This window comes from Paenibacillus sp. MMS20-IR301 (genome assembly GCF_032302195.1).
In the GTDB taxonomy this organism is placed as follows: domain Bacteria; phylum Bacillota; class Bacilli; order Paenibacillales; family Paenibacillaceae; genus Paenibacillus_AQ.
Genome location: NZ_CP135275.1, coordinates 1,782,262 through 1,807,553, shown reverse-complemented (window position 1 = coordinate 1,807,553; position 25,292 = coordinate 1,782,262). Strand labels below are relative to the sequence as shown.

The window sequence follows — 25,292 nt, the reverse complement described above, 5'->3', positions numbered from 1 at the left end:
CTTAGCGTTACGGACTGGAGAGATTTTAAGATGTGGAAAAGCGGCGGATAAGGGCTGTGATGTCCGTAAACCAGCCCAAGAGGCTTTTTTTGAGCGAATAAAGGCTGTGATGTCCGTAAGGGTCAGATTATTATAGAAGTGTAAGCACTCCACAACATTGTATTTCCCATTACAGAAGCCGCATCCATATGCGGCTTTTTGGGCTGCTGCTATTGCCGGGCTTGGAATTCTCTGTGACAGGAATAGGCAATCATTCAATACGATCGGGATAACGGTGATATGTTTTTTCCTGCATAATTAGCTTTAGGCCCACAATGGAAACAGGAGGAACAGTCACCGTAATGAGAAACAGCTGGAAGATATATATGCTCGCTTTAATTAGTTTCCTGGTAGGAACAACGCAGTTCAGTATTGTAGGGATGCTTGACAAAATAGCCAGCTCAGCCGGTGTATCCGTATCTACTGCCGGTCAGCTGATTACAGTCTTCGCACTCGGTAACGCGATAGGTACACCCATTGTAATGATTGCTACTGCGCAGATGAATCAGCGCAAGCAATTGTTGATGGCGCTTATCATTATCCTGATAGGCATCACTGCAACCCTTTCGCTTCCGGGCTTTGCGTTATTGATGGTATCCCGGGTGATTCTGGGTCTCGGAACCGGTATTTTCATAGTTACAGCCTACTCGCTGGCCTCAAAGCTGGCTGTACCCGGAAAGCAAGGCTCTGCGATGTCCAATGTGGCTATGGGCTTCAGCTCCTCGCTGGTGCTCGGCGTTCCGCTCGGCCGGATCATTGCAGTGTCTTATGACTGGAAGACCCTGTTCTGGGGCATAGGCGTATTATGCCTGGCGGCAGTCATTGTAGTAGTCAAATATATACCAGTGATGGACGGGGAAGCTGCTATCCCGTTATCCCGCCGCCTGGACTTCCTGAAGCAGCCGCAGATCGCATTTACTATGGGCGTAACCTTTTTTGTATTCATCGGATTCTCGGTAGTCGATACGTATATTACACCTTTTCTGGCGGCAGCAATGCCCGCGATGGAGAACAGAATAAGCGCCATTCTGCTGATCTTAGGGTTAGGAAGTCTGCTGGGATCGAGATTGGGCGGCTTTCTGGCGGACCGGATCGGCATACTTAGAACACTGCTCTGTGCGATGGCTGTCCAAGCGCTTGCTCTGGTACTGCTGAATTCCGTATCCGGTTGGATCATCGGGATGATTCTGCTTCTTGTGGTCTGGGAGATTGCGGTCTGGATATTTGGCCCAACCCAGAACTTCAATCTGGTCTCGCTTGCACCGGAAGCCTCCAGTATCGCCCTAAGCCTGAACAGTTCATTTGTGCAGCTCGGATTTGCAGCAGGCGCGGGAGCAGGGGGGATCTCCATCAGGAGCTTGTCTATCCTGGATATTCCCTGGATCAGCGCCGGATCGGTAATGATTGCAGCCGCTATTGCAGCTGTATCGATCGTCCGGGAACGTTCACATACAAGATCACAGGAAATGATGTGAGGGCAAATTAAGGGGAAGTTCATCCTGTAGCGCTACTATCAGACAAGGAGTGCGTATCTATCTGGAGATATAATTAATCAGCTTATGCAGATAGGAGAGTACTATGCATCTATTAATACTAGGGGCAACCGGACGGGTAGGGAGCCATATCACTGCACTCGCGCTTAAAGGCGGGCATCATGTGACGGCATTGGTCAGAACACCGGAGCGAATTCAGGTGCATGATGAGAACTTAAAGATTATCCAAGGCAATGTGCTGGTTCAGGCGGATATCGATTGCGCCATTCCTGGAACTGATATTGTCATTAGTGCCCTGAATACTGATGAAACAACAACGTTGTCAGGCAGCATCCCGTTAATCATTGAAGCGATGTATCATGAAAATATACGGCGGATCATCACTATAGGTACTGCCGGTATCCTGCAGAGCAGGGTCAGCCCCAATATGCTGCGGTATCAATCCAGTGAATCCAGACGCAAATCCACCCGTGCAGCAGAAGAACATCACAGGGTATATTCGTTACTCAAACCATCAGCCCTGGAATGGACCATAGTATGCCCAACCTATTTACCTTATGGAGAATATACGGGGAATTACCGTGTGGAGCGAGATTATTTACCTGAAGGCGGTACACAGATCTCTGTAATGGATACAGCAGAATTTGCGTACCATCAGATGCAAGACAGCCAATATATCAAGTGTCGTGTAGGGATTTCTTACTGAGCTAACTATCCCTGTCCGGACTTATGGTTCGTTAAGGCAGAGCTTTCTTTTTGCCAAAATAGGCTCCGGCGTTCTATACTTAACGTACAACAAAGAGGCAGAAGGGGGCAACAGCATGATCAAAACACGAACCGGCGGTGTTTTCCAGCATAAATCCTTCGGACTGGTGCTGCAGGCGCTTGTGGTGCTGGCCCGTAAAGGTGATACCTGCTCAAGCTGTGAAATGGCCGAGCTGCTCTCCTCCGAGGCGACACTGCTGAGAAGGACGATGGCAAAGCTGACGCGTGCCCAGATCCTGGTAACCAAAGAAGGGCGCGACGGCGGCTACGGCCTTAACCGCAACGCTGAAGAGCTGACGCTTGCCGAAATTTATCAGGCGCTTGAGACAGGCGAATCATGTACTAAGACGGTGAATGAGACGATGCACGGCAATGTACTGGGTGAGCAGATGCTGGAGGCTTATAGCGATATCGCTGAGGAAATGGACCGGAGTATGATGGCCGTACTGGAAAAATATACACTGGCTGACCTATTACGCAAGTTAGGTTGTTGACGGAGTGCTTTTATGCGGGTTATACTGTGCATAATAAATCACAGTTAACTGCCGCTATGGCTCTATTACAGGAATGTATATTTTTTTGGAGTTAACTGTGCGTTTATACACACAGAATACAATTATACTGGATCAGGAAGAGGAGGCGTTAGACAATGGCTACAGAACTGAAGGCAGAAGTGGAATTCAACAAGGTGATCCGGGAGCGGCATTCGGTGCGGAAGTATGACTCAGCCTGGAAGATTTCCGAGGAAGACATTAAAGAGATTCTGGGGGACGCTATTTTGGCTCCATCCTCATCAAATTTACAACCTTGGCGTTTCATTGTGGTTACAGATCAGGCGCTGAAGGAGCAGTTATTGTCTATCGCTTATAATCAGCAGCAGGTTGTCGAGGCATCGGCTACGATCGTCGTGGTCGGTGACACTGAAGCCTACCGTAATGCAGAACGGATTAGTGAAGATGCGGTAGCTGCCGGGTACATAACCGCAGAAGTAGGGGCAGCGATGGCTAAACGCAGCAGTGACGGTTATTCCAAACTGCCGGCAGCGAAGCTGAAAGAAATCGCTCTTGTCGACGGCGGCCTGGTCTCCATGCAGCTGATGCTGGCAGCCAAAGCAAGAGGCTACGATACCGTACCTATGGGCGGCTTCAATCCAGACGGGCTGCGTGAGCTGTTCAATCTTCCTGGCCGTTACGAGCCGGTAATGCTCATCTCCGTAGGCAAGGCAGCCGTAGAAGCCCACTCCACAGCAAGATTGCCCCTCGCGGAGGTAACGCATTGGAACGGATTTGCAGAGTAATTCTGCAGGGAATCCCGTGAATTTATATGTTCAAGAAGCAGGCAGCGGAAGCTGGCTGCTTTTTTTGTTTTTTTCGTAAAGAGAAGGCTGAATTGTGAAAAATGAGAATGGGATTTTTTGCTAATCTTAGTATAATGGTTGCAAACGGATTCTAAGGAGATGATTGTATGAGCTACAACCCCGAAATTCCAAGAAGACGATATGATAACTATAGTGACCGTGAATGGACACGTCTTGAAAAAGACGGGCATGGCGAACTTTTTATATCAGGTACATCTTGATATTTTGAAGCGCTATATTAATTTGACTGATAAAGTTTTAGAGATTGGTGCAGGTTCAGGAAGATATATCTACGTTGTGCAAAAGTTGTAATTGGAGAGAAGGATGTAGGAGAATACGATGAAGATAGAGAACCGTACATACAAAATGCTGGATTTCGTGAAGATCCCGCTCTCCATCTCACCGGGAATGGTGCTACTGCAAGTCTTATTCGATGGAATCATCAGCTCCCTGGTGCCGACCTTCCAAGTGCTTGCAACGGCAAGCTTCATAGACACGGCCATCCGGATATTCCAAGGGCAGGCGGACAGAAGCCGGATCGTCCTGCCTCTCTTTTGGGTCTTGCTTTTCGTTTCATATAACTATTGGATGGTCCTTATGGGATTAGTACGTGAAAAGCTGAACCTGAATCTGACTAAAGCCTTTCGGGCCGCGGTGACAGAGAAACGCGCCCGACTGGAATACCGCCATGTGGAGAACAACGAGACGTGGGACCTGGTTGAACGCGTCGGAAAGGACCCTGCCGGGCAAATAGGCAAAGGCTTTCGGAACCTGGTGATTATGGCCGGTCTCTTCATTCGTATCGGCTCCATTTTGATGATCCTGCTTCTCCGCGTCTGGTGGGCGCCGTTTGTGATTGTGGCGTTCTCCATTCCCTTGCTCAGGCGGGAAAGTTAAGTTACGAAGCCGCCAAAGAGGCAGCAAAACACATGCGCCGGGCCACGTACTACCAGGACGTGCTGACTGGGCGGGACTATGTGGAGGAGCGGGCGCTTTTTGGCTATTCGGGCGAACTGAACGAGCGTTACAAGGACAAGTTTCTGACTGCGTATGGCATAAACATGAAAATGCAGCGCAGCCGCTATATGAAGATGAGCGGCTCCGGCATGATTACTGTCTTGGTCGCAATTCTGGTCGCAGGAGTGCTGCTTGCGCCGCTTGGCTCCGGCCAGATCAGCACCGGCATGTTCATGGGGCTTGTGACCACCACCCTTGGGCTGGTGCCCATCATCGTTTTTGATTTGACGAACGCCACAAACGACATGGCAAATGGCCGGGAATACATGCGTGACCTGACGGCGTTCAGCGGGCTCTCCGAAACGCCGGGCGCGACAGACCTGCCAGCCAAGCAAATGGCCGTGCCGCAGTGCATCGAGCTACGTGACGTTTCCTTTGCCTACCCCGGAACGGACGTGATGATCCTTAAAGGCCTCAGCCTGAAATTATTCTCCAAGAGGCTTTATGCCTTCGTTGGAGTCAATGGGGCCGGAAAGACCACGATAACCAAGCTTTTGACGGGCCTATACGATAATTATGCCGGGGAAATCCTCATCGACGGGAGAAACATCCGTAACTTTGCACAAGCGGAATTAAAGTCATTGTTCTCAATTGTGTACCAGGACTATGCCAGGTACCAGGTTCCCGTGGTTGACAGCATCGGCTTGGGGGATGTGCGAGACATGCCTATGGAGAACTTGGACCGCCCGCTCAATGTGCTGGGGCTTGAGCAGGCGGTGTCCAGGATGCACTCAGGAATCAAGACGCCGCTCGGCAGAATACATGAAGCTGGTATAGATTTATCCGGGGGCCAGTGGCAGAAGGTGGCCATTGCACGCTCTCTCGTGAGCCGCGCCCCGATACATATCCTGGATGAGCCTACCGCCGCCCTTGACCCGGCAGCCGAGAGTGAATTGTACGAATTGTTCAGAAAGGCAAGTCAAGACAAGTCAACGATCTTGATTACGCATCGGCTTGGCGCGGCCCGGATTGCGGATGAAGTCTTTGTCATCGCTGACGGCCGCATGGCCGAGCAGGGCACACATAAGGAACTCATGGACAAGGGAGGCATTTATGCCGAAATGTTCGAGGCGCAACGGGGGTGGTATATTTGAAGAATTTCCGACTGTTCCGGGCTTTTATGACGATGCTCCCGAAAATGGTACGAGTTTCCCCGGGGCTGTTTTCAATGTGGATGCTTTCCGCTGTGGTGCAGGGTATTCTCATCGGTCTGCTTGCCCCTGTCATGCAATTGTTTTTTGACAGAGCAACTGATTATGCTGCCGGCAAAGCGGGGCTGACCTTTGCCGCTATAGGCTTGGTCCTGCTGGGGGTGTTTCAGATTGGCAGAAGCGCGATCAACGGCTTTGTCCATTTCTGTATGACAATATATTACCAGAAGGCGGATGGACTCCTTTCCATAGAGGTGCATGATAAAGTCAGCAAGATTGCACCGGTATGCTTTGAAGACGCCCGGATCCTTGACGATATGAACAAGGCGCTCCAAGGGAAGAAGGAGGCCGTCTTGTTTACCGGGAATATGTTGAACACTTTCACCTTCTACCTTCCTTACTTTGTCATCATGTCGGTCTACTTGTTCCGGGTCAAGCCGATTTTGGTTGTGAGCTTGGTGCTTGTCTTCGTGCCGGTTTTGTTGACACAGATTTTCCGGATGCAAATTTTCGCCAAGGCCGAGGACAAATCGGCACCGGTACGCAGGAAGGCCGATTATTATGAGAGCTGCATGAGCGGGAGGGAATACTTCAAGGAGACCCGGATTCTAGGCGCCTTTCCCTATTTCAGGGAGCTCTATGCCGATTCGCTGGCTTTGTTGAACAAGCTGAGGTTTCGTGCAGCCGCTAAGTCTGATTTGACGCAGTTCGGAGTGCAGCTGCTGTCACTTGGCGGCACTGCCGGAATCCTCCTCTTGCTGCTTGACGGGCTGATGAAGGAGGAGATCAGTGTTGGTGCCTTTGCAGCGATCTTTGCTTCTGTAGATACGATGTTTAAGCTTATGGATCAATTAATCTCCGACAAATGGGGGGCTATCGCCCGAGATTTCGGCAGGGTTCAATGCTACCTCAGGTTTTTGCAGATGCCGGAGCGGGGAGGCATGGATATTGAAATGCCTGCGGATGTTGACATAGCCTTGCGGGACGTGTATTACTCCTACCCCAACGTGACCCGGAATGCGGTTGAAGATCTGTCCTTGACCATCAAGGACGGCGAGACGGTTGCCTTGGTCGGGGAAAACGGCTCGGGCAAGACCTCCCTCGTTCGCTTAATCACCGGCCTCTACCTGCCGGACAAAGGCGAAGTCCTGTATGGCGAGGCCAGGACCGGAGAGGTTTCCATGGCCTCGCTGTTCAAGAACACCTCTGCCGTATTCCAGAAATTCCAGCGGTATCAGATGACCCTGCGTGAAAATATCGGGATTAGTGACACCAACGCCGTGGCAGGTGAAGCCGAATTGGATGCGATAAGCGTCAAGTCAGGACTAGACAAGGACGGCCGGAGCTTCTCGAACGGATATGACACGATGCTGTCGCGGGAATTTGACGGCGTGGACTTGTCCGGCGGCCAGTGGCAGAGAATCGCCATCGCCCGGGCTTTTTTCCGCCATCACAAGCTCATTGTTCTCGACGAGCCAACAGCGGCCATCGACCCGGTTGAAGAGACAAAGGTGTATAAGCGTTTTGCAGAAATATCGAGAGATAAGACCGCCATCATCGTCACTCACAGACTCGGCTCGGTAAAGCTTGCTGACCGCATCATTGTGATGAAGGCCGGCCGGCTGGTCGAGCAGGGGACACATGACGAGTTGATTTCACAGCGTGGTGAATATGCCCGCCTCTACCAGTCTCAGGAGCAATGGTATACGAATTGATGGCTGAATAGCTGAAAGGCTTGATCGAAATCAACGCTTTGATAAGGAGGTGCATACATCATTTAGATGTAACGCCTCTTTTTTGTGTACCTGTTCATACTCCGTTCATACTGACGTCACGAAGGGGACATATTGCCTGTTTACACTTTAAATATGCCGCTAAAGCGGTGCTACAGATAAAGAGACAGGAGAAGATGAACGTGACAGAGACGATGGAAATCAAGAACGGGACCGGAATCCGCAAGAAACGGAGACTGGGGTTAAAGATAATTGGAGGAATCCTTGGGGTGCTTGTGTTGTTCATGGGTGTTCTATTTATCGTTAATGTGATCAGTAAAGGGGTCGAGAAAAAGAAAATTGAACCGTACGGCCAATACGTCGCTGTGGACGGCAAGCAGATGAATGTGTTCATTCAAGGCAGCGGCGGGCAGACGATTGTCCTTCTTCCAGGGCAGGGGACCCCGTCACCTGTGCTTGATTTTAAATTGCTGATAGATGAATTGTCTCCCGATTACCGGGTGGTCGCCATTGAACCCTTCGGATACGGACTCAGTGACCCAACGGAGAAGGCAAGAACTACGGAGAATATCGTCAGCGAAATTCACGAAGCTGTGCAGCAGCTGGGGATCGGCCGTTACATTCTTATGGGACATTCGATCACCGGACTTTACGGTGTGTCTTATGTGAACAGCTATCCTGACGAGGTTCTTGCTTTTGTCGGCATCGACAGCAGTGTTCCGAATCAGCCGGGGATGGATGTTAAGTTACCGCTGAAATCGATGCAGTTTCTGCAGCAATCAGGTCTGATGAGACTGCTCCAAAAAGTTAGCGGTGATCCCTATGCGTCACTTGACTACGATGAGCATACCAAAGAACAGATGACGCTCATTTCAAATCAAGTCGCAGGGAATGCAACAATGATGGACGAGCTCAAACATCTCGGATCCAATTTCAAGAATGGGGAGCAGCTGACATATCCAAATGATCTGCCGGTGCTTCTCTTTGTCCAATCGAACAACGAACACAATGAGCAGTGGGTTCCGCTGCATGAGGCACAGGTCAAACTATCGTCGCAAGGCCTGATGATCCCGATGGAAGGCTCACATTATCTGCATCATACGAAATACAAGGAAATCGCCAAGGCATTCAAAGAGTATATGCAGCAAATCCAATAATACAGACACCAAGAGGTGAAGAGACGTATGACTAACCCAAAGGGAGAGAACGCAAAGAACCGTTTCACTATCAAAAGAGTGCTTCATATTGTACTGAAAATAATCGCCGCATTATTGATACTCGTCCTGCTTGGGATCGCCAGCGTATTTGCGGTTAACAAGATCAGCACCTATTCGGAACAAAAAAGAACGGAGCCTTATGGCCAGCTTGTACCTGTAGACGGTAAGCAGATGAATGTGTTCATTGCAGGCCAGGGTGAAGAAACCATCGTGCTTCTGCCTGGTTATGGTACAGCAGCACCTGCACTCGATTTCAAGCCGCTCATATCAGAGCTAAGCCCGCATTATAAAGTAGTAGTGGTTGAGCCTTTTGGTTATGGATTAAGTGACCTGACCGGGAAGGAACGCACTACCGCAAACATTGTAAGTGAAATTCATGAAGCGCTGCAAAGTCTGCAGATCGATCGTTACATTCTGATGGCTCACTCCATCTCAGGACTTTATAGTCTGAATTATGTGAACCAGTACCCAGATGAAGTGAGTGCTTATATCGGGCTGGACAGCAGTGTTCCTACATTAAGAGAACAGAGGATTACTTCATCTGACATAGGTCCGGTAAAATGGTTCCGCAATCTTGGCTTCGCCCGCATCCAGCTGAAGCTGAGTGCCGACTCTTATGAAGGCCTGGCCTATGATGAGCAGACCAAAGAACAGATCCGCATTCTGATGCGTAAAAATATGTATAATTCAACTCAATTAAATGAGGCAGTGAGCATGTACTCCAACTATAACGCAGCAGAACAGCTGAGCTTTCCCGCCAAATTACCAGTCCTGTTCATTCTCCAGGCGAATCACCCGGTGACGGACCAGTGGGTTCCGGAACACGAGAAGCAAATCGGGCATTCTCTGCATGGAGAAATTGCCTTACTGTATGCGGATCATTATCTGTACCGTTCCCATCCCGAAGATATCGCTGAGAAAATACGGGATTTCACCGCTGACAAAACCTGATCCTAACATTATTCCAGGCCTGCCCCAAAAGCCGCAACACGGCTGATTGGGGCAGGCTTTGTTATGGCAAAGTCGACTTATTGGTTAATAGGTACAGTTCACCTCACCATGTGTACATTCCACCCCCAAATAGCTGACGGTTCCTGCCTGGTTCGATATGCTTTGAGCAAGTCGAACGAAGGAGGAAGTCAATTGCAGAATTCAACCATTACAATCTTAACCGGTGAGCTTACGCCAATGGCTGGCGAATCGGAACAGGGGGTTGGAACAAGATGAAGAACAGACCCTGGAAAAAAATCGTACTGCTTACTGCCAGTATCATGCTCATAAGCCCGGTGGTTCTTGCCGCTGGTGTTATGGATACTTCCGAAGCGAACGCTTCTGCTTCTATCCGGCTGCAGGATGACCTGTATGCAGCAGTCAATGAGCAATGGTTAGCCTCGGCCAAAATCCCCGCCGGGAAAATAGCAGTAGGCGGGCTTGAAGATCTGGGCGGCGATATAGAAGACCGGCTCATGGCGGATTTTGCGACAATAACCCCGAAATCCCCCAATGCTGAAAAATTATCGGAATTTTTGAAATTTTACGACAGGACATTAGATTATGAAAAGCGGAACAAGGATGGTGCGGCACCGCTGCGGCCGTACCTGAAGGTCATTGACAAGCTGCAAAACCTGAAGGATTTTAACAAAGCCTTGCCAGAACTTGTTCTCAAAGGAAGTTCATTGCCACAGCTGCCTCCCTTCCTGGTGCAAATGGCCTCACCATTTACGATCATTGCGGTTCAGGATATGAAGAATGCACAGTACAACTCTCTGCAATTGGAAATGCCCAACGTCATATTGAATGATGCGAGCCTGTATGATACGCCTGCAGGTAGGAAGAGGTTGGCAAGTTATAAGGAACACTTGCTAAAGCTCTTGAAGTTGAGCGGATGTAAGCCCAAGAAGGCGGCTCAAATCGCGGATCAGACGCTTGCCTTTGACCGTGTGCTACAGGCATATGCTCCATCTTTAACAGAGAAACTCGCCAGTCAATCCGTATACAATCCAGTTCTGCTCAAAGATCTTGCCGCCAGCTCCAAATCAGTTGACATCAAGGCGTTAATATCTGCATTGGTGCCTAAGTCACCTACTACTGTCGTTCTTAGAAATCCACGTTTCTACAACTCGCTGGATAAAATATTTAACGAGAAAAATTTTCCGTTACTCAAGGGATGGCTTTACGGGCAAACGGTTTTCGGCTCTGCTCTGGCCCTAACAGAAGAGATGGCAAACACAGCGGAGTCCTATAACATGTCGGTGTTGGGATCAACAGAGCTTACCGATCCTAAGAAGCTGGCTTACCGCTTAGCTTCAGCTCCCTTTGACCAGTTGGTGGGCGAATACTATGGCCGCACTTACCTCCGCGAAGATGCCAAGCACAAGCTGACCGATATGGCGGAGAATATCCGCTCAGAATATATCCGCCGCCTGCAAGCCAATGATTGGCTGAGCAAGGAGACGATCAAGATGGCGGTTACCAAGGTGAAAGCAATGAAAATGCATATCGGCTATCCGGATTACATCAGCCCGTTCTATTCAGAGCTGCATGTCAAAGATGGTAATCTGCTCGATAACTATGTCAGTCTCCTGCGGGTGCATAGCATAGATTTCTTGAAAAGATGCGGACAAAAGGTGAACCGTGATGAATGGTATTTCCCGGCACATGTTGCTAACGCTGCCCATTATCTGCAGGGCAATGCGGTCTTTATAGCAGCGGGTATACTGGGTGAACCCGTCTATAGCCCCAAGTATTCGCTCAGCCGCCTTTATGGCAGTATCGGCGCGGTCATCGCCCATGAGATCACCCATGGCTTTGATACCAACGGTGCCCGATATGATCAGTACGGAGGTCTGCGCGACTGGTGGACTAAAGCGGACTATAAAGCTTATCAGGAGCGTACTGCTTCGATGGTAACGCTGTTTGATGGCCTGCCCTCCGGGGGAGGTAAGGTGGATGGCAAGCTGACTGCAAATGAGAATGTGTCCGATGCCGGCGGCCTGTCCAGTACATTCGAGCTCGTTAAAAAACTGCCTGGTGGCAATCTAAAGGAATTTTTCGAAGGCTGGGCCACTCTCTGGCGTTTTAAAGCGACTCCCGAAACGGTACAATATTTGCTGACAAGTGACCCCCATGCTCCTTACAAGCTGCGCGTGAACAGACAGGTCCAGAACCTTTATGGATTCTATGACGTCTATGATGTACACGAGGGGGACGGTATGTACCTTGCGCCTGAGAAGCGGGTGAAGGTATGGTAATACTGTCATAACAGATTTTCTCTGACACCTCTAAATCTTGCCAACGTCAAGATTTAGAGGTGTCTTTACTTTGTAAACTTGAGTCCATAAGTCTCAATGTTGCGTAGAAATAGAAGAAGCAACTTAAGCTGTCAGGAAGGGGAATAAAGAATGGCAGGTTTTAGTATTGATTCGGAAATGTTAGGCAGTGAGGCACTTCCCGCGTTTTCGCTTACCCTGAATGACTTGCTGGTAACCGCTGTTTATAGCGATACCGATCTGCAGGCTGAACTGGTAAAGGCTCTGCGCAGCAAGACGGGGATCCCGGTGCTAGATAGTGAGGACGGCTTATACATGCGCCTGACGGTAGAGAATAATATCGCTTTTTTTCATAAATGGTTCGGCTGCACAATCCCGTTGTCTGAAATTCTTGTGCAATTCGAGCTGCAATACTGTGTTAAGCGCCCGCTGCATAAGTGCTCAGAATCTGAAATCCGCCGGGTCTGTTATGCCAAGTATTATATGAGCGGGGTTCAGAATATGGTGTTCTGCGAGCCTATCCAGGGGGTTGATGTACGAACGATTAATAGCTTCATCAATATGCTGAACATCATGAAGCATCAGCACAGCGCTGTACTCATTCTGGTATCGAGCATGGAGCATGCGCTGATTCTCGGGGATAATGCTTACAAGCTCCAGCCAAACGGTATACAGCAGATTGAAATTATCGAAGAGGGAGCAGTGCCTGAAGCAGAAATCCTGACACCGAAGACGGTAAAGCTGTTCAAAATACCCGCTAAAGTGGACGATAAAATCATTCTGTTCGATCCCCCGGAGATTGACTACATCGAAGGCCAGGATGGGAAGGCCGTGATTGTCATCAACAATGAGAAGTACGCGATGGATTCTACTCTGGCGGAAGTCGAAAAGAAACTGGAGGTATATGGATTTTACCGCTGCCACCGCTCTTATATTGTAAATCTGCAGAAGGTCCGTGAAATTATTACCTGGTCAAAAAATACATATTCCCTGCGGATTGACAACAAAGTGCAGTCCACCATTCCGCTCTCCCGGACCAGACTGCAGGAAGTTCTGGATAAATTCAGCCTGGAATAGGTACAGTTCAACCCTTTGCACGGTACATTACATCCCCAGGCGGCAGACACTTCCTGCTGCGTTCGATATGCTTGAAGTAAGTTGAACGAAGGAGGAAGACACATGCAGAATTCAATTGAAGTGCAAGGGATGCAGAGAGTATTCGGTAGTAATACGGCCCTCAGGCAGCTAAGTTTTGATGTGAAAAGAGGTGAAATCTTCGGGCTGCTTGGACCCAGCGGCTCAGGCAAAACAACAACCATCAAAATTTTAACCGGTGAGCTTGCGCCGACGGCCGGTAAATTGAAAGTGCTTGGCTTTGAACCAGCACAATTTGACACGGCAGATTTCAAATCCAGAATCGGAATTCTATCAGATAACAGTGCACTGTACGAACGGCTGAGTGTCTACGATAACCTGAAGCTATTCTGCAAATTGTATGATGTACCGCTAAACCGTATTAGAGAGATTCTGGGCGTAGTGAACCTGCAGGATGAGGGGGCCAAGACTGTCTCTAAGTTGTCAAAAGGCATGAAGCAGCGCGTACTGCTGGCTAAAGCACTGATTCATAACCCTCAGCTGGTCTTTCTGGATGAACCGACCTCGGCGCTGGACCCCGGAAATATGACACATATTCACAGAGGCCTACAGAGGCTGAACGAAGCAGGAACTACAGTTTTTTTGACCACACATAATATGGAGGAAGCAACGGCTTTATGTGACCGTGTGGCCTTCCTGCATAACGGCGAGCTTCAGGAGCTGGACAGTCCGGCTGCCCTGCGCTATAAATACTCGACGCATGCTTTTCATGTGGAGACCCGTACCGGAGACAGGCTGGTCATTGCCAATAAGCCGGAACACGCGGAGCAGATCAGAGAGCTGGTCGCCAGCGGTCAAGTAAAGAACATGCACACCGATGATCCAACCCTCGGGCAGATTTTTTTAAAAGTGACCGGAAAGGAGCTGGACTAATGAGTATCCGGCGTATCAATGCAATTTTTGAAAAAGACATCAAAGACCTTATGAAGAACTTAACGATGTTAATTACGATGTTTACTCCTATTATTATTGCGTTAGTACTTGGACGTGTCCGTAATGGCGCCGAGCTTACCCTAGCGATGGTCTATATCATTGTCGGAGGGACCTTTGCCGTAGTAACAACAGGCACGATCATGAGCATGATGGCAGAGGAGAATGAGAAGAAGACCCTGCGCGGATTAATTCAGTCCCCTGCTTCGTTGCTGGATATTATTATCGGAAAAAGTCTGGTCACCGTCCTCGCAACCTTATTTACATTAATAGTGTCACTGCTGATTGTCGGCATAGGCCCCTTTCTGGACCTGAAGGCTGTGCTTGGACTAGTCTTACTGCTCTTGTTCTTCCTGCTGCTTGGCATAGGGTTTGCGCTGTCCGCCAAATCGGTTGCCGGAACCACTGCTTATCTGATGCCGTTCACATTCCTGTTCGGCTTCACACCGATGATCGGTACGCTGGGTCTGCTTGCCGACAACAGCATCGGGCTCAGAATCCTCGATAAGTTTCCTGTGATGCAGGCTGTCCAGGCTCACGATACCAGCTCGTGGATGCCGATGGGCATTATAGGGATATGGGTACTTGGCGCAGCCATCTTTACGTATCTTTGTTTCCGGAAGACGAGAATGGATGACTGAAATGAATTTATGTATAAACTAAATGAAGAGCCGCAGGGATGCTTTCCCATACGGCTCTTTTGTATATTACCATTCGTATCCATTTGTCATCAAAAAGCTACATTCACCTTCATGATATCCATGAAGGCACCCTTTCAGTATCTCCGCCCTTCTGCTCGATATGGATTAGCTTTGTGCGCGAATCCTTCTTAACGATCCGCCCGACAACAGATCTCTAAAACCGTAACCCCTGCCCCTTCCACTTTTTTGTTAGTGAATTATTTACAATTACTTTGGCATGGAAAGATAAATTCCTCTCGACAAAAGACAGAGAATGGGTTATAAATTAGTTAATGACTTAGATCATTAACCATTTAACCAATAATGCAGGGAGGAAAATAGCATTGAAAGGTGAGAAGCCTGTATTTGTTCAGATCATTGAAATGATAGAGGACGATATTCTCTCCGGCACCTACGGCGTGGATGATCTGATTATCTCAACGCCGCAAATATCAAAGCTACTGTCGGTGAACCCCACTACGGCACAACGGGCCATCGGTGTACTGACCGACCGTGGTGTCATCTACAAAAAGCGTGGTGTTGGTATGGCTGTGACCAAAGAGGCGAGAGAGATGATTTTAAACGAGCGAAAAAAGGAATTTTATGAAAAGGTTGTACAAGAGTTTATCAACGGAGCGAAAAAAATCGGTATTTCCGATACGGAGCTATTACAGATTTTAAAGGAGAATTTGCATGATTGAGTTTAGGAATGTCACCAAAGACTACAGCAGAACTGTTGCCTTCAATGATTTTTCGATGACTATTGAGCAGCCCGGTATTTATTGCCTGCTGGGGCGAAATGGCGCGGGGAAGACGACGATGCTTAAAATGCTTGCTGGGCATATCGAAGCCACTTCCGGCTCGGTTGCGGTAAATAACAATCAGGTAAGTATGATGGCCATGCCGCAGAATGTATATTTTGCGGGAAGCGCAGCCTCACAATTTAATGTTAAGCTGAAAGAATTATTTCATATTGCCGCTGAAATCAACAATAGCTTTGACACCGACTTCGCGCTGAAACTGGCGAAGCGATTGCGGTTGGATTTGGAGAAGCGATACAAACAGCTTTCTTTTGGCATGAAGGCTCTGACGAACACGCTGATTGCTTTGGCTTCCAACAAAGAAATATTACTATTGGATGAACCGATGCTTGGTATTGACCCTGTAATGCGTAAAACATTTTATGAGCTATTGGAAGAAAACTGCGCGGGAAAGTCCAAAATTATCATTGTGTCCACGCATATCATTGATGAAATTGAGAAGGTCGCCGAGCGGTTGCTTATAATCGATCACGGGCGGTTGGTGGTTCATTGCGCCATGTCAGAAATTGACGAGAAAGCCTACAGCGTTACCGGCCCTGCCGAGCAGGTTAAATCAGCAACCGAGGGTCTCAACGTGATTGGAGAAATAACGGCGGGAGGCTTTCTTTCGCGTCATGTGTACGATAAGCGCATTGACGATGGAGACCGCTATTCCGTGGCCGCTTTGAGTTTGCAGGATTTTTTTATCGCCTTAGTGGGTGATGAAAGGGGGCAACCCGTATGAAAACAGCTTTGAACATGGCTAAAATCGGCCTGAAACAAACGAAGATTTCATATTATATCGTCGGCGTGGTGCTTCTTCTGTCGATTTCAGGTGACATCATAACCACAGCCATATTGGGTCCGGGGAGCGATAATACGATTGCAATGGGGGATTATCTGTACCTACTCCCGCTGCTTATGGCCATTTTAATTCCGTCACAGCATTTTACCAAACTGATGAATTTAGGCGGCCAGCGTATGGATTTTTTCAAGTCCTGCATCATGGCCTATCTGTCCGTCATTGCGATTGTGACCTTGGTAAGTACCGTATTGTATCCCACCCTGTATCCTTTACTGCTTAACAGTGGAATGGACATAATCATTCTAATGGATGTGTTTGGTTTTTGGGCGCATGGGCCAGTATTAGCATTTATCCAGATGTTCGCCTTCCTAACGCTGTCCTGTTGTGTTTTGCACACACTGACCTTGATACAGGGCCGCTGGTATGGCTGGGTAGTCGATGTCCTTATCATAGCGATCATCAGCATCTTTACTCCGTTTGCTTCATTACGTGTAGCATTGATATGGTTTTTCAATTTGATTATCTTCCACAATGATTCCATCGTACAAATCCTACTCTGCCTGATACTGGGAGCGGCTGTTTACTCCGCCAGCTTAATTCCGATCAAGAGTAAGCAAATATAGCATAACTCGTAAATTCAGTTTAATATCCTCTCTTGGCGCCTTACATATGGTAGGGGCCTGGTTAGGTGCGCCTCAAATGTGAATGAGGGAGCTAAAACAACTATTGTAAAAAAAATATTTATAAGGAGAAATAAAAATGAAAACAATTAAACGCTTTATGGCAGCAATTACACTAACACTAATTGCGGTGGCAGCATGCCTAACTCCTAGCCTTAATGCATCGGCGAATGGTCAGTCTACGATTCAAAGTTACACTGAGGATAGTGCAAAAGCAAGCCATACGCCAGGAATTTCGGCATCTGTTACAACCAAAAGTGGTACGGAATTCTACTCGTACGGTTACACTGATAAAAGTAAAAAGACCAGTGTAGACCCCAATACATTTTTTTTTCTAGGCTCAGTTAGTAAATCCTACACAGGATTTGCAATAATGTTCCTGGACGAACGTGGCGAAATAGACATTAATGAACCTATAACAAAGTATATACCATGGCTTAACTTCCGCCTAAACGGACAGGAATATAGCGGTTCTCAAGTTACAATTGCCAACTTTTTATATCACACAAGCGGTCTCACAAACAAAAAGCATTTGAAACTAAGTGTAATGGAAAACTCTGAGGATATTCTTGAACAAAATGTTCGTGCGCTAGTTGGTGCTGACCTGGCTTTTGAGCCATCGAGCCAATACGAATACGGTTCTCCGAATTACAATGTACTAGCCTACCTAATAGAGACTGTTACGGGTAAAAGCTTTGCAACGTTTATGACTGAAGAAATTCTTGAGCCATTAGGCTTACACGAAAATACGCTGCTTTTTCAAGAAAACGCTGCGGGCAATTTAGCTGTAGGCCATAAACCTGCGTTTTTCGGAACACGCTCTTTAGTCATGCCAGCTGCCTTGGTCGATGGTAGCAAATCAACAGGCTTTATATTAGCCTCTTCCGAGGGCATATCCAGATGGCTTAATATTTTCTCAGGCAAAACTTATATTTCAGATTTTTGGACTGCCCTTGTAAAACGTGCATTAACGCCGGATACAAGCGTTGAAGCGGTTGACGGGTCTTATTACGCCGCCGGATGGATGATAACTGAAGATGGTTCTATGATACATCATGATGGCGAAGTGCCTGGTTTTAACTCCCGTGTTATTATACTTCCGGACGAAGGGGTTACGATTAGTGTTCTTGCAAACTCTTCATCCATTTTTGCCCCAGACGTTGCAAAAGGAATTAATGTATTGCTTCATGGCGGCAAACCGACCATGCCTGGCGATTCCATCTTTGCAGTTTTGGACACGATCACGTCAGCCGCGAGTATTGTCTTGTTTATTGCAATTTGTCTTTTAACATTTTTGATAATCAGAAGAGTATCTAGAATAGTTTCCAATTCTCATAAATTCGGCTTACCTACCGTAAAGGGATTTATAATAATCGGGATAACTTCTATTGTTTCTACTTTTGCTATAGTATTCTCAGCAATATTCCCATCTTTCTTTGGGTACTTCTGGGGCAAATTCTTTTTAGGTTTCATGTCGCTTGCTGTACCACTAGCCTTTATACTTTTGTCCGTAACAGCCATTCTTTTCTTTGCTCATAACACATTATTGGCAATCTCTCACAAAACACAGGGGTAGGTATGAGGAGAATCTGTAATCAAACATCAGGAACTTAGTAGAACGGCTAAAGAGGAAGAATTACCGACCACAACCTGTAAGCAAGACCACTCGGAATTCCTTCCTGCGAGGACAAGTTGAGTACCTGATCTTTAAATTTTTTCAGGCCTGCCCCAAAATCTGCGAAACGGCTGATTGGGACAGGCGATCTTAACAAAGAAGCCAATGCAGCTTAAGCATCGGCTTCTTTGTTAAATGGAATTAAGAATGAGACCGTCGTACCTGTCCCTAGTTTACTTTGAAGGCGAAGCCCGTGACCATACCGCTGGATCAAACGGCGGTTAGTATTTCTTAGACCGATTCCGCCAGAGTTATTCCGGTCCGGGCTTAAGATGGCTTCAATTTCAGCTTCAGCAATTCCTTTTCCATTGTCTATAATCTGTACGCATGCAGCAGTTTCCGTCTCATATATACGTATAATCAGTTCTCCGCCTCTGGTCCGGCTAAGTAAACCATGTCTCACTGCATTCTCCACCAGCGGCTGGATGGATAGCGGAGGAAGCTTGAACTGAATATCCGGCTGAATATCCCAAATTACAGATAACCTGTCCTCAAAACGTATTTTTTCAATAAATAGATAGGCTTTTACCAAAGAGATTTCATTCTCCAGACTAACCAGCTGACTGGAATTCATGAAGTCAACACTGTACTTTAAGTAATCGGTAAATGCATTCGTAACCTTGCGCATCTGTCCCAGGTCAAATTCACTAAGGGCCATTATGGAGTTCATGGTGTTAAACAGGAAATGCGGCTTGATTTGAGCCTGCAAATAGGCTGTTTCCATACGTATACTTCGGTCAACCGATTGTTTTAACGAAATTAAGGCTTGTACTCTATATTTAAATTCCACTCTCTCAATGGGCTTCGTTACATAGTCATTAGCATTACTTATAAACTGCCTATACACTTCTTCTGAAGCTAAACTGGAAATTAACAGGAGAATAGGCAGTTCCGTAGCATTGTAATGCTGCCTGACCAGTCCCAAAAGCTCATTTTCCGGCATCTGGGGCAATTTTACATCTGCTATTAGCAAATCCCAGGACTGAGAACGTAACAGATCAAGTACTTCATGCGTACTGGAGACTGTAGTCAGGCTATAATTATCTTCGGAGAGAATACTATTCAGAACCTTCAATTGAACCGGATCATCCATCACAATCAGAATATGGGGTCTGTTCATTTCATTAGGAAGCCCTGCGGTGTCTGCCCCGGAATGATCTTCAGTGAGAATAATATGCTGACTGCTCCTGCGGAAAGGGCTGTTTAACCCATGAACCGGATGTATGATCATCTCAGATTCTTCAGGATGCATGATGCCATTGGCTGATGCGGTTAACGAAAAACTAAAGGTGGATCCTTCATTAGGCTTAGAATACACCGTTAATTGACTGTGATGAAGCTCTGCTAACCATTTGCTGATGCTTAGGCCCAGACCAATACCACCCTCCATCATTTGGCTGCCCTGTTCGTAAGGCTTAAATATTCGGGCAGCCGTTTCCTCATCCATTCCTATTCCTGTATCCCTAATGCTAATCTTAACCTGATCACCTACAGGAACGGCCTCAATTATAATTTCACCTTGTTCTGTATACTTAATTGCGTTATGCAGCAAGTTGTATAGGATTTGAGACAATTTTTTCTCATCTGCATGAACATACGGTAATGTCGCAGGACAATTAACTTGTATCTCTACAGGTTTGCCCTCTATTAGATACTGGAGCATGTTGATCACATCCATAATGGCATTCCGTATATCCAAATCTTTGAGATCCATCTGTATTCCTTGCTCATCAAGTAAAGGGGCGTCGAGCAGATCATCAAGCAGAAGGGACATACGATTGCCAATCTGGATTAACAAACCGATATGATCTTTGGAAGTTGTGCCGGTAGAATAATCAATCACAGCAAATTGTGAATGAGCGATCCGAAGAATATGCTCCAGCGGATTTTTCAAAATATGCGAAGTCTGAACCAGGAACTGATCTTTATCCCGATGATCTTCCAGCAACTTTTGAGTTAATTTCTGATTCTCCTGGGATTTACGAAAAAACTGCTTCAGCCAATAAGCCGTAAACCCTATGATGGCAGCAAGAATATCGACCGGATAGAACGGGAGCGTTTTCTCTCCGCTATTCACAGCAAACCCCCATAGCACTCCAGAGATCATGGCGCATGCGGAAAACAATAGATACCCTGTATCTTTTTTTCGCAGGCAAACCATTTTTACATATATAATTAACATCCAAAGGGCCGGAACAACATATAAGGCTCCGAAGATCCAATCTGCATAGAGCAGCACCACTTTAATAGGAAATGCCAACAGATAAAGACTATAAATGGAGAGTATCATCCGATAGGCTTTAAATAGTTTCCCTTCAGCCTTGGAGCCGCTAAAACTATAGGTTATTAGCAGATTAAAGAAGACCATCCATAAGTAAGCTAACAATTTGATTTTGATGCCCCACGTATAATTGAGGGGCAGCAGACTTAATAGTAATGCATCATTATCGGAAGCAACGGACAGGACGGTACAAATGAGCAGAAACATAAAAATCAATAAGTCACGCTCCCGGGACATAATGAACAGTATACCGGAATAGATCACATGCAGCATAAATATAAGGATAATTCCGAATTGAAATGCCATTGAATACTTATGTTCTGCATCAACGGCAGCTTCAGTCCCGAAGCGGATAGAGTAGGAGATACCGGCCTTTGTTCCGTGATCGAAATTGGCTGCCCGGATGATTACAATAAGCTCATTCCCGTTCAACGCATCATAGCTTACCGTAAAAGGAACCGATTCCGGTCTGTATTGTTCTTCAATAACATCAGGATCTCCCATAGTGTATAGGACTTTCCCGTTAACTTCGATCTCTGAAGCAGCTTGAATCTGATGAATCCAGAAGACATATGGCTGGTCCACCGGCTGATCAATCAGAATGCGCAGTAGGTATGTGCCATATCCTAATGAAGATCCTACTTCCTCTTTCCAGCTTCCGGGAACCTGAATGGTATGGCTGCTGGTGTCAGCACCGCCCGGAATATCGTCCAGGGTCAACCACTCACTCGGATAGAAGGCCCATTCTCCGTCCAGAAGGAGGGAATGGGAGTGATTGAAATCCCATCCCCGAAAATCAATTACACCCTGCTCGGCTCTGGGTTGCTCCGGTGTAATGAACCTCATTTGCCATACCCATTGTAAGCTAAGGAATAGCATTAAAAAGAATAGGATTAGTACAACATATCTCAAATAGTATTTTACAGATTCTTTATTCATAGTTTAAATACCTTCTATGGCCGTATTTTTTGTCGCTGCGGAATTTCAAAAGAAACCGAAGTGCCTTCTCCAGGAATACTTGTTATCGTAAGTCCACGGCCATAACGCTGAAGCAGCCGCCGGTTCGTGCTCGGTATACCTGCCGCACCTTCTGCATGCCGGCCGAGGTTCAGCAGCTCATGGATCTGGCTGTCCTCCATGCCAACTCCATTATCGCGTATTTGGAATAAGGTCGAGCTGCTTTGATCCACAACGCGTATATACAATTTCTGTCCGGACTTATGATCCCGAAGGCCGTGATTCACAGCATTTTCAACAAAAGGCTGAAGGAGGAGTGGAGGAACAGGAAGGCTTAAATCAGCCCCGATCTCCCATATAATAGTAATGGGTTCACTCAACAGTGCATTCTCCACATGAAGATAAGCACGCACTAAATCAAGCTCATCCCGGAGCATGATCCACTGGTCAGAGTTAACAGTGTCAAAGCTTATCCGTAAGTACGTAGTAAATGCTTCGCTGAGGTCACGCATCTGCTCAATATCAGTGATACTTAGGGCCATAATAGCATTAAGTGTGCTGATAATAAATTGCGGGCGGATCTGTGCCTGTAAATAGGCAGCCTCCATCCTCAGACGTTCATGTACTGAACGTTTGAGGGTTGCCAGAGACCACACCCGGTACTGCAGTTCTATTGCATTAGCAGGCTTGGATACATAATCATTGGCGCCGGCTGAGAATCCGGCATGAATATCTTCTATCTGATTACGGGCAGTCAAGAGCAGGATGGGCAACTCAGAGTGTGAGTAACGCTTGCGTATCCTGCGCGTTAATTCGTATCCCGACATCTGGGGCATCATCACATCAGCTATCAGCAGATCCCACTCCAGTGCTGAGTTCGTCAGCAGGTTCAATACTTCAAGGCCGCTGCCAGCCATCGTTATACTGAATTGACTTGCAGGCAGGATGCTGGCAAGAACCTTCAAATTAACTTGATGATCATCCACGGCTAGAATATTAAGTTTATGCTCTGGCAATTGAGCAAGCTGATCTTCAAAGCCCTTATCACCGGAAGCATGTTGAACCATGGCATTCATGCTGCTTCCTTGATTCCCGCCGCTGATCAGGTTCATATTCTGGGAGATCTCCGCTGAAGTATCCGCTACTGGAAGCGTGAAGCTGAATAGGCTCCCTTCCCCCGAAGTGGAACTCATTTGAAATGAACCGCCATGTAATTCAACCAGTTGCCTGCTAATAATCAACCCAAGCCCAATTCCTGAATTCTCTTCTCCGGCAATTTCATAGACCCCGGTAATCGTGTCCAGTTCAGCAGCAGCTATACCATAACCCTTATATTTGATCTGGATAAGCAGGTGTTTCTCTAGAGCTTTGGCCGTTATGGAAATTGCTCCGCTTTCTGTGAATGTGACTGCAGTATTTAAGAGATTAATCAATATTTGGATGACCCGCTTCTCATCTGCGAAGGCTAAGGGAAGATCCGGTGGAATATCTACGGATAACGTAACCGGTTTATCTTGTATCAGATTTTGCATCATATCAGTTACTCCGGCTGCAGTTGAATGGATCGACACAGGCCCTGGTTGTATAGCGAGCCTATGGTCCCGCAGACGTGAGAGGTCTAAGAGACTATTCACAATATAGGACATGCGGCGGCTGATTGAGATTAACTGCCCCATATTGTTTCTAACCGGCATTTGGTGCTCACCCTGCCTGTCACTGCTCAGCACAGATTGAGCCAGATTGATAATCCCATGCAAGGGTGTCCGCAGTTCATGTGCGGTATTGGCCAAAAATTCATCTTTCCGTTTGCTGGATTCACTAAGCCTGCGGTACAATTCGGCATTATCTTTGGTGTTCTCAAAGTATTTCTTAAACCAGAAGGTCGAGAAGCCTATAAGAGCGGCAATCAGATCAAACGGATAATAGATACCAGAATCCCTGCTGGTTATCTGAATCGATCCCCAGACTAAGCTTGAACAAATAGCAGTAGCTGTAAACAGCAAAAATAATGAATATTTATACCTGCGGAGTACCAGATTTCCAGTAATAATAAATAGCCATATATAAGATATCCCATAAAGCAGCACGAGCAGGACGCTGGCTATGTAATTATAAATGTGCAACAGAGGAGACCCTAATATAAAAAGTGTAACCATTCCAAGTACAGAGGAGAAAATCATAAGTGGTTTCAGCGGGTCCTGCAAATCAGTCAGCTGGCAGACCAGTATGAGCATTAAGAAGGGAATATATAAATAGGCCAGCATTTTGACCTTTAACATCCAAATATCATTAAGCGGCAGCCATTGCAGCAATAGAGAATCATGATTAGACATGATGGAAAGGGCGGCTACCGCCAAAAGCAACAGAAATGTAAGAAGCGCTTTTTCCTTCCGGTTGAAGTAATATAGAATGCCGGCATACAGCATGTGAAGCAACAGAATCATAAAAGTAACCAGCTGTAACCCAATGGATAACGAACGTTCCCTCGCAATGGCCTCCTGTGAGCCAAAACGGATATTCATCACAATTCCGCCTTGTGGCGGATGGCTGAAATTGGCTACCCGGATAACAAGCTCAAGCTCATCGTCAGACTGGCCCCCCGTATAGTTAGGCGTATATGACCTCGTTACAGGTTGATAAAAAGACGCTTCCGTTGCAACCCTGCCGTAGACCGCCGTGATTTCACCATTAATCTCGACTTCTGAAGCGGATTGAATCCGCTGAATCCAGAATCCGTAAGCAGCTTCAGCCTTCGGGTCCACAAGAATACGCAGCCTGTAGGTTCCATATCCGAAGGCTGGTCTGCGCTTTGATACCTCCAGGTTGTTACTCCAGTCACCCGGAACCTGGATGTAGCCAGCATTCCGACCCGGGAATCCGTTATGTCCAAGCAGCTGATCCGGATAGAATTCCCATTCGCCTTGTAAAGGGATGGAATGGGATTGCTCCACATCCCAGCCGCGCATATCAAGAATCCCCTCGGACACCTGAGGGTGATCCGGTGTGCTGTTAACCATGGACCAGATTAAGCGGCAGCCTAGCAGCAATAGGATAAACAATGCGAGCAATGCAGCAACTTTATATTTGTACGGGAAGATTGAATTATCGTTTTGCATGAAGCGCTCATTTCCACAATAAAGAATAGAATTCTTTGTTGTAATTAATTGGGTTGCCGACATTGTTCAGATATTGTTCATATGCCAAGTTTACAGTAACTTAAACTGCTGTCAATGCAATGATCCCAGAAATTGCTTGTACAACGGACAATGAAGTCAAACCCAATCGATG

19 protein-coding genes are annotated in these 25,292 nt (G+C 47.0%); 17 read left to right on the top strand and 2 right to left on the bottom strand.

Annotated elements, in window-relative coordinates; translation table 11 throughout:
• The first annotated feature begins 341 nt into the window (after window positions 1-341).
• The 17 genes from LOS79_RS08025 (at window position 342) to LOS79_RS07945 (ending at window position 18,667) form a co-directional block, all read left to right on the top strand.
• Complete coding sequence (locus tag LOS79_RS08025; RefSeq protein WP_315417897.1) at window positions 342-1,514, top strand: MFS transporter; 1,173 nt, start codon at window positions 342-344, stop codon at window positions 1,512-1,514.
• A gap of 103 nt (window positions 1,515-1,617) precedes the next feature.
• Complete coding sequence (locus LOS79_RS08020; protein ID WP_315417894.1) at window positions 1,618-2,238, top strand: NAD(P)-dependent oxidoreductase; 621 nt, start codon at window positions 1,618-1,620, stop codon at window positions 2,236-2,238.
• Between the two features lie 115 nt (window positions 2,239-2,353).
• Window positions 2,354-2,791, top strand: a complete 438-nt coding sequence (locus LOS79_RS08015) for an RrF2 family transcriptional regulator (protein ID WP_315417892.1) — start codon at window positions 2,354-2,356, stop codon at window positions 2,789-2,791.
• 155 nt (window positions 2,792-2,946) lie between these two features.
• Entirely contained in the window at window positions 2,947-3,594 is a 648-nt protein-coding gene (locus LOS79_RS08010; RefSeq protein ID WP_315417889.1) for a nitroreductase family protein, read from the top strand.
• A gap of 399 nt (window positions 3,595-3,993) precedes the next feature.
• Window positions 3,994-4,551: an ABC transporter ATP-binding protein gene (locus LOS79_RS08005; RefSeq protein WP_315417887.1), complete on the top strand. Its 558-nt coding sequence runs from the start codon at window positions 3,994-3,996 to the stop codon at window positions 4,549-4,551.
• Between the two features lie 32 nt (window positions 4,552-4,583).
• A complete protein-coding gene (locus LOS79_RS08000; protein ID WP_315417883.1) occupies window positions 4,584-5,765 on the top strand; it encodes an ATP-binding cassette domain-containing protein in 1,182 nt (393 codons plus the stop codon).
• 74 nt (window positions 5,766-5,839) lie between these two features.
• Window positions 5,840-7,537, top strand: a complete 1,698-nt coding sequence (locus LOS79_RS07995; RefSeq protein ID WP_315417881.1) for an ABC transporter ATP-binding protein — start codon at window positions 5,840-5,842, stop codon at window positions 7,535-7,537.
• Window positions 7,538-7,731: 194 nt separating this feature from the next.
• Window positions 7,732-8,712 (top strand): alpha/beta fold hydrolase, encoded by a 981-nt coding sequence (locus LOS79_RS07990; protein WP_315417879.1) that lies wholly within the window; start codon window positions 7,732-7,734, stop codon window positions 8,710-8,712.
• Between the two features lie 27 nt (window positions 8,713-8,739).
• Window positions 8,740-9,723: an alpha/beta fold hydrolase gene (locus LOS79_RS07985; RefSeq protein WP_315417877.1), complete on the top strand. Its 984-nt coding sequence runs from the start codon at window positions 8,740-8,742 to the stop codon at window positions 9,721-9,723.
• 272 nt (window positions 9,724-9,995) lie between these two features.
• Entirely contained in the window at window positions 9,996-12,023 is a 2,028-nt protein-coding gene (locus LOS79_RS07980; protein ID WP_315417874.1) for a M13 family metallopeptidase, read from the top strand.
• 150 nt (window positions 12,024-12,173) lie between these two features.
• Window positions 12,174-13,118, top strand: a complete 945-nt coding sequence (locus LOS79_RS07975; RefSeq protein ID WP_315417871.1) for a LytTR family transcriptional regulator DNA-binding domain-containing protein — start codon at window positions 12,174-12,176, stop codon at window positions 13,116-13,118.
• Window positions 13,119-13,220: 102 nt separating this feature from the next.
• Complete coding sequence (locus LOS79_RS07970; RefSeq protein WP_315417868.1) at window positions 13,221-14,069, top strand: ABC transporter ATP-binding protein; 849 nt, start codon at window positions 13,221-13,223, stop codon at window positions 14,067-14,069.
• A complete protein-coding gene (locus tag LOS79_RS07965; RefSeq protein WP_315417866.1) occupies window positions 14,069-14,767 on the top strand; it encodes an ABC transporter permease subunit in 699 nt (232 codons plus the stop codon). Before LOS79_RS07970 ends, LOS79_RS07965 begins: the two co-directional genes overlap by 1 nt.
• 383 nt (window positions 14,768-15,150) lie before the next feature.
• Window positions 15,151-15,507 carry a GntR family transcriptional regulator gene (locus tag LOS79_RS07960; protein ID WP_315417863.1) on the top strand — a complete coding sequence of 119 codons (357 nt, stop codon included), beginning with the start codon at window positions 15,151-15,153 and terminating at the stop codon, window positions 15,505-15,507.
• Entirely contained in the window at window positions 15,500-16,351 is an 852-nt protein-coding gene (locus LOS79_RS07955) for an ATP-binding cassette domain-containing protein (protein WP_315417860.1), read from the top strand. Before LOS79_RS07960 ends, LOS79_RS07955 begins: the two co-directional genes overlap by 8 nt.
• Window positions 16,348-17,034, top strand: a complete 687-nt coding sequence (locus LOS79_RS07950; protein WP_315417856.1) for a hypothetical protein — start codon at window positions 16,348-16,350, stop codon at window positions 17,032-17,034. Before LOS79_RS07955 ends, LOS79_RS07950 begins: the two co-directional genes overlap by 4 nt.
• A gap of 136 nt (window positions 17,035-17,170) precedes the next feature.
• Window positions 17,171-18,667, top strand: coding sequence for a serine hydrolase domain-containing protein (locus LOS79_RS07945; protein WP_315417853.1), 1,497 nt, complete (start codon window positions 17,171-17,173; stop codon window positions 18,665-18,667).
• A gap of 211 nt (window positions 18,668-18,878) precedes the next feature.
• On the opposite strand, the gene LOS79_RS07940 is transcribed toward LOS79_RS07945, so the two are convergent.
• Both LOS79_RS07940 and LOS79_RS07935 read right to left on the bottom strand, forming a co-directional pair.
• Entirely contained in the window at window positions 18,879-21,986 is a 3,108-nt protein-coding gene (locus LOS79_RS07940) for an ATP-binding protein (RefSeq protein ID WP_315417849.1), read from the bottom strand.
• A 14-nt stretch (window positions 21,987-22,000) separates the two neighbouring features.
• Window positions 22,001-25,183 carry an ATP-binding protein gene (locus tag LOS79_RS07935; RefSeq protein WP_315417847.1) on the bottom strand — a complete coding sequence of 1,061 codons (3,183 nt, stop codon included), beginning with the start codon at window positions 25,181-25,183 and terminating at the stop codon, window positions 22,001-22,003.
• Between the last annotated feature and the right edge of the window lie 109 nt (window positions 25,184-25,292).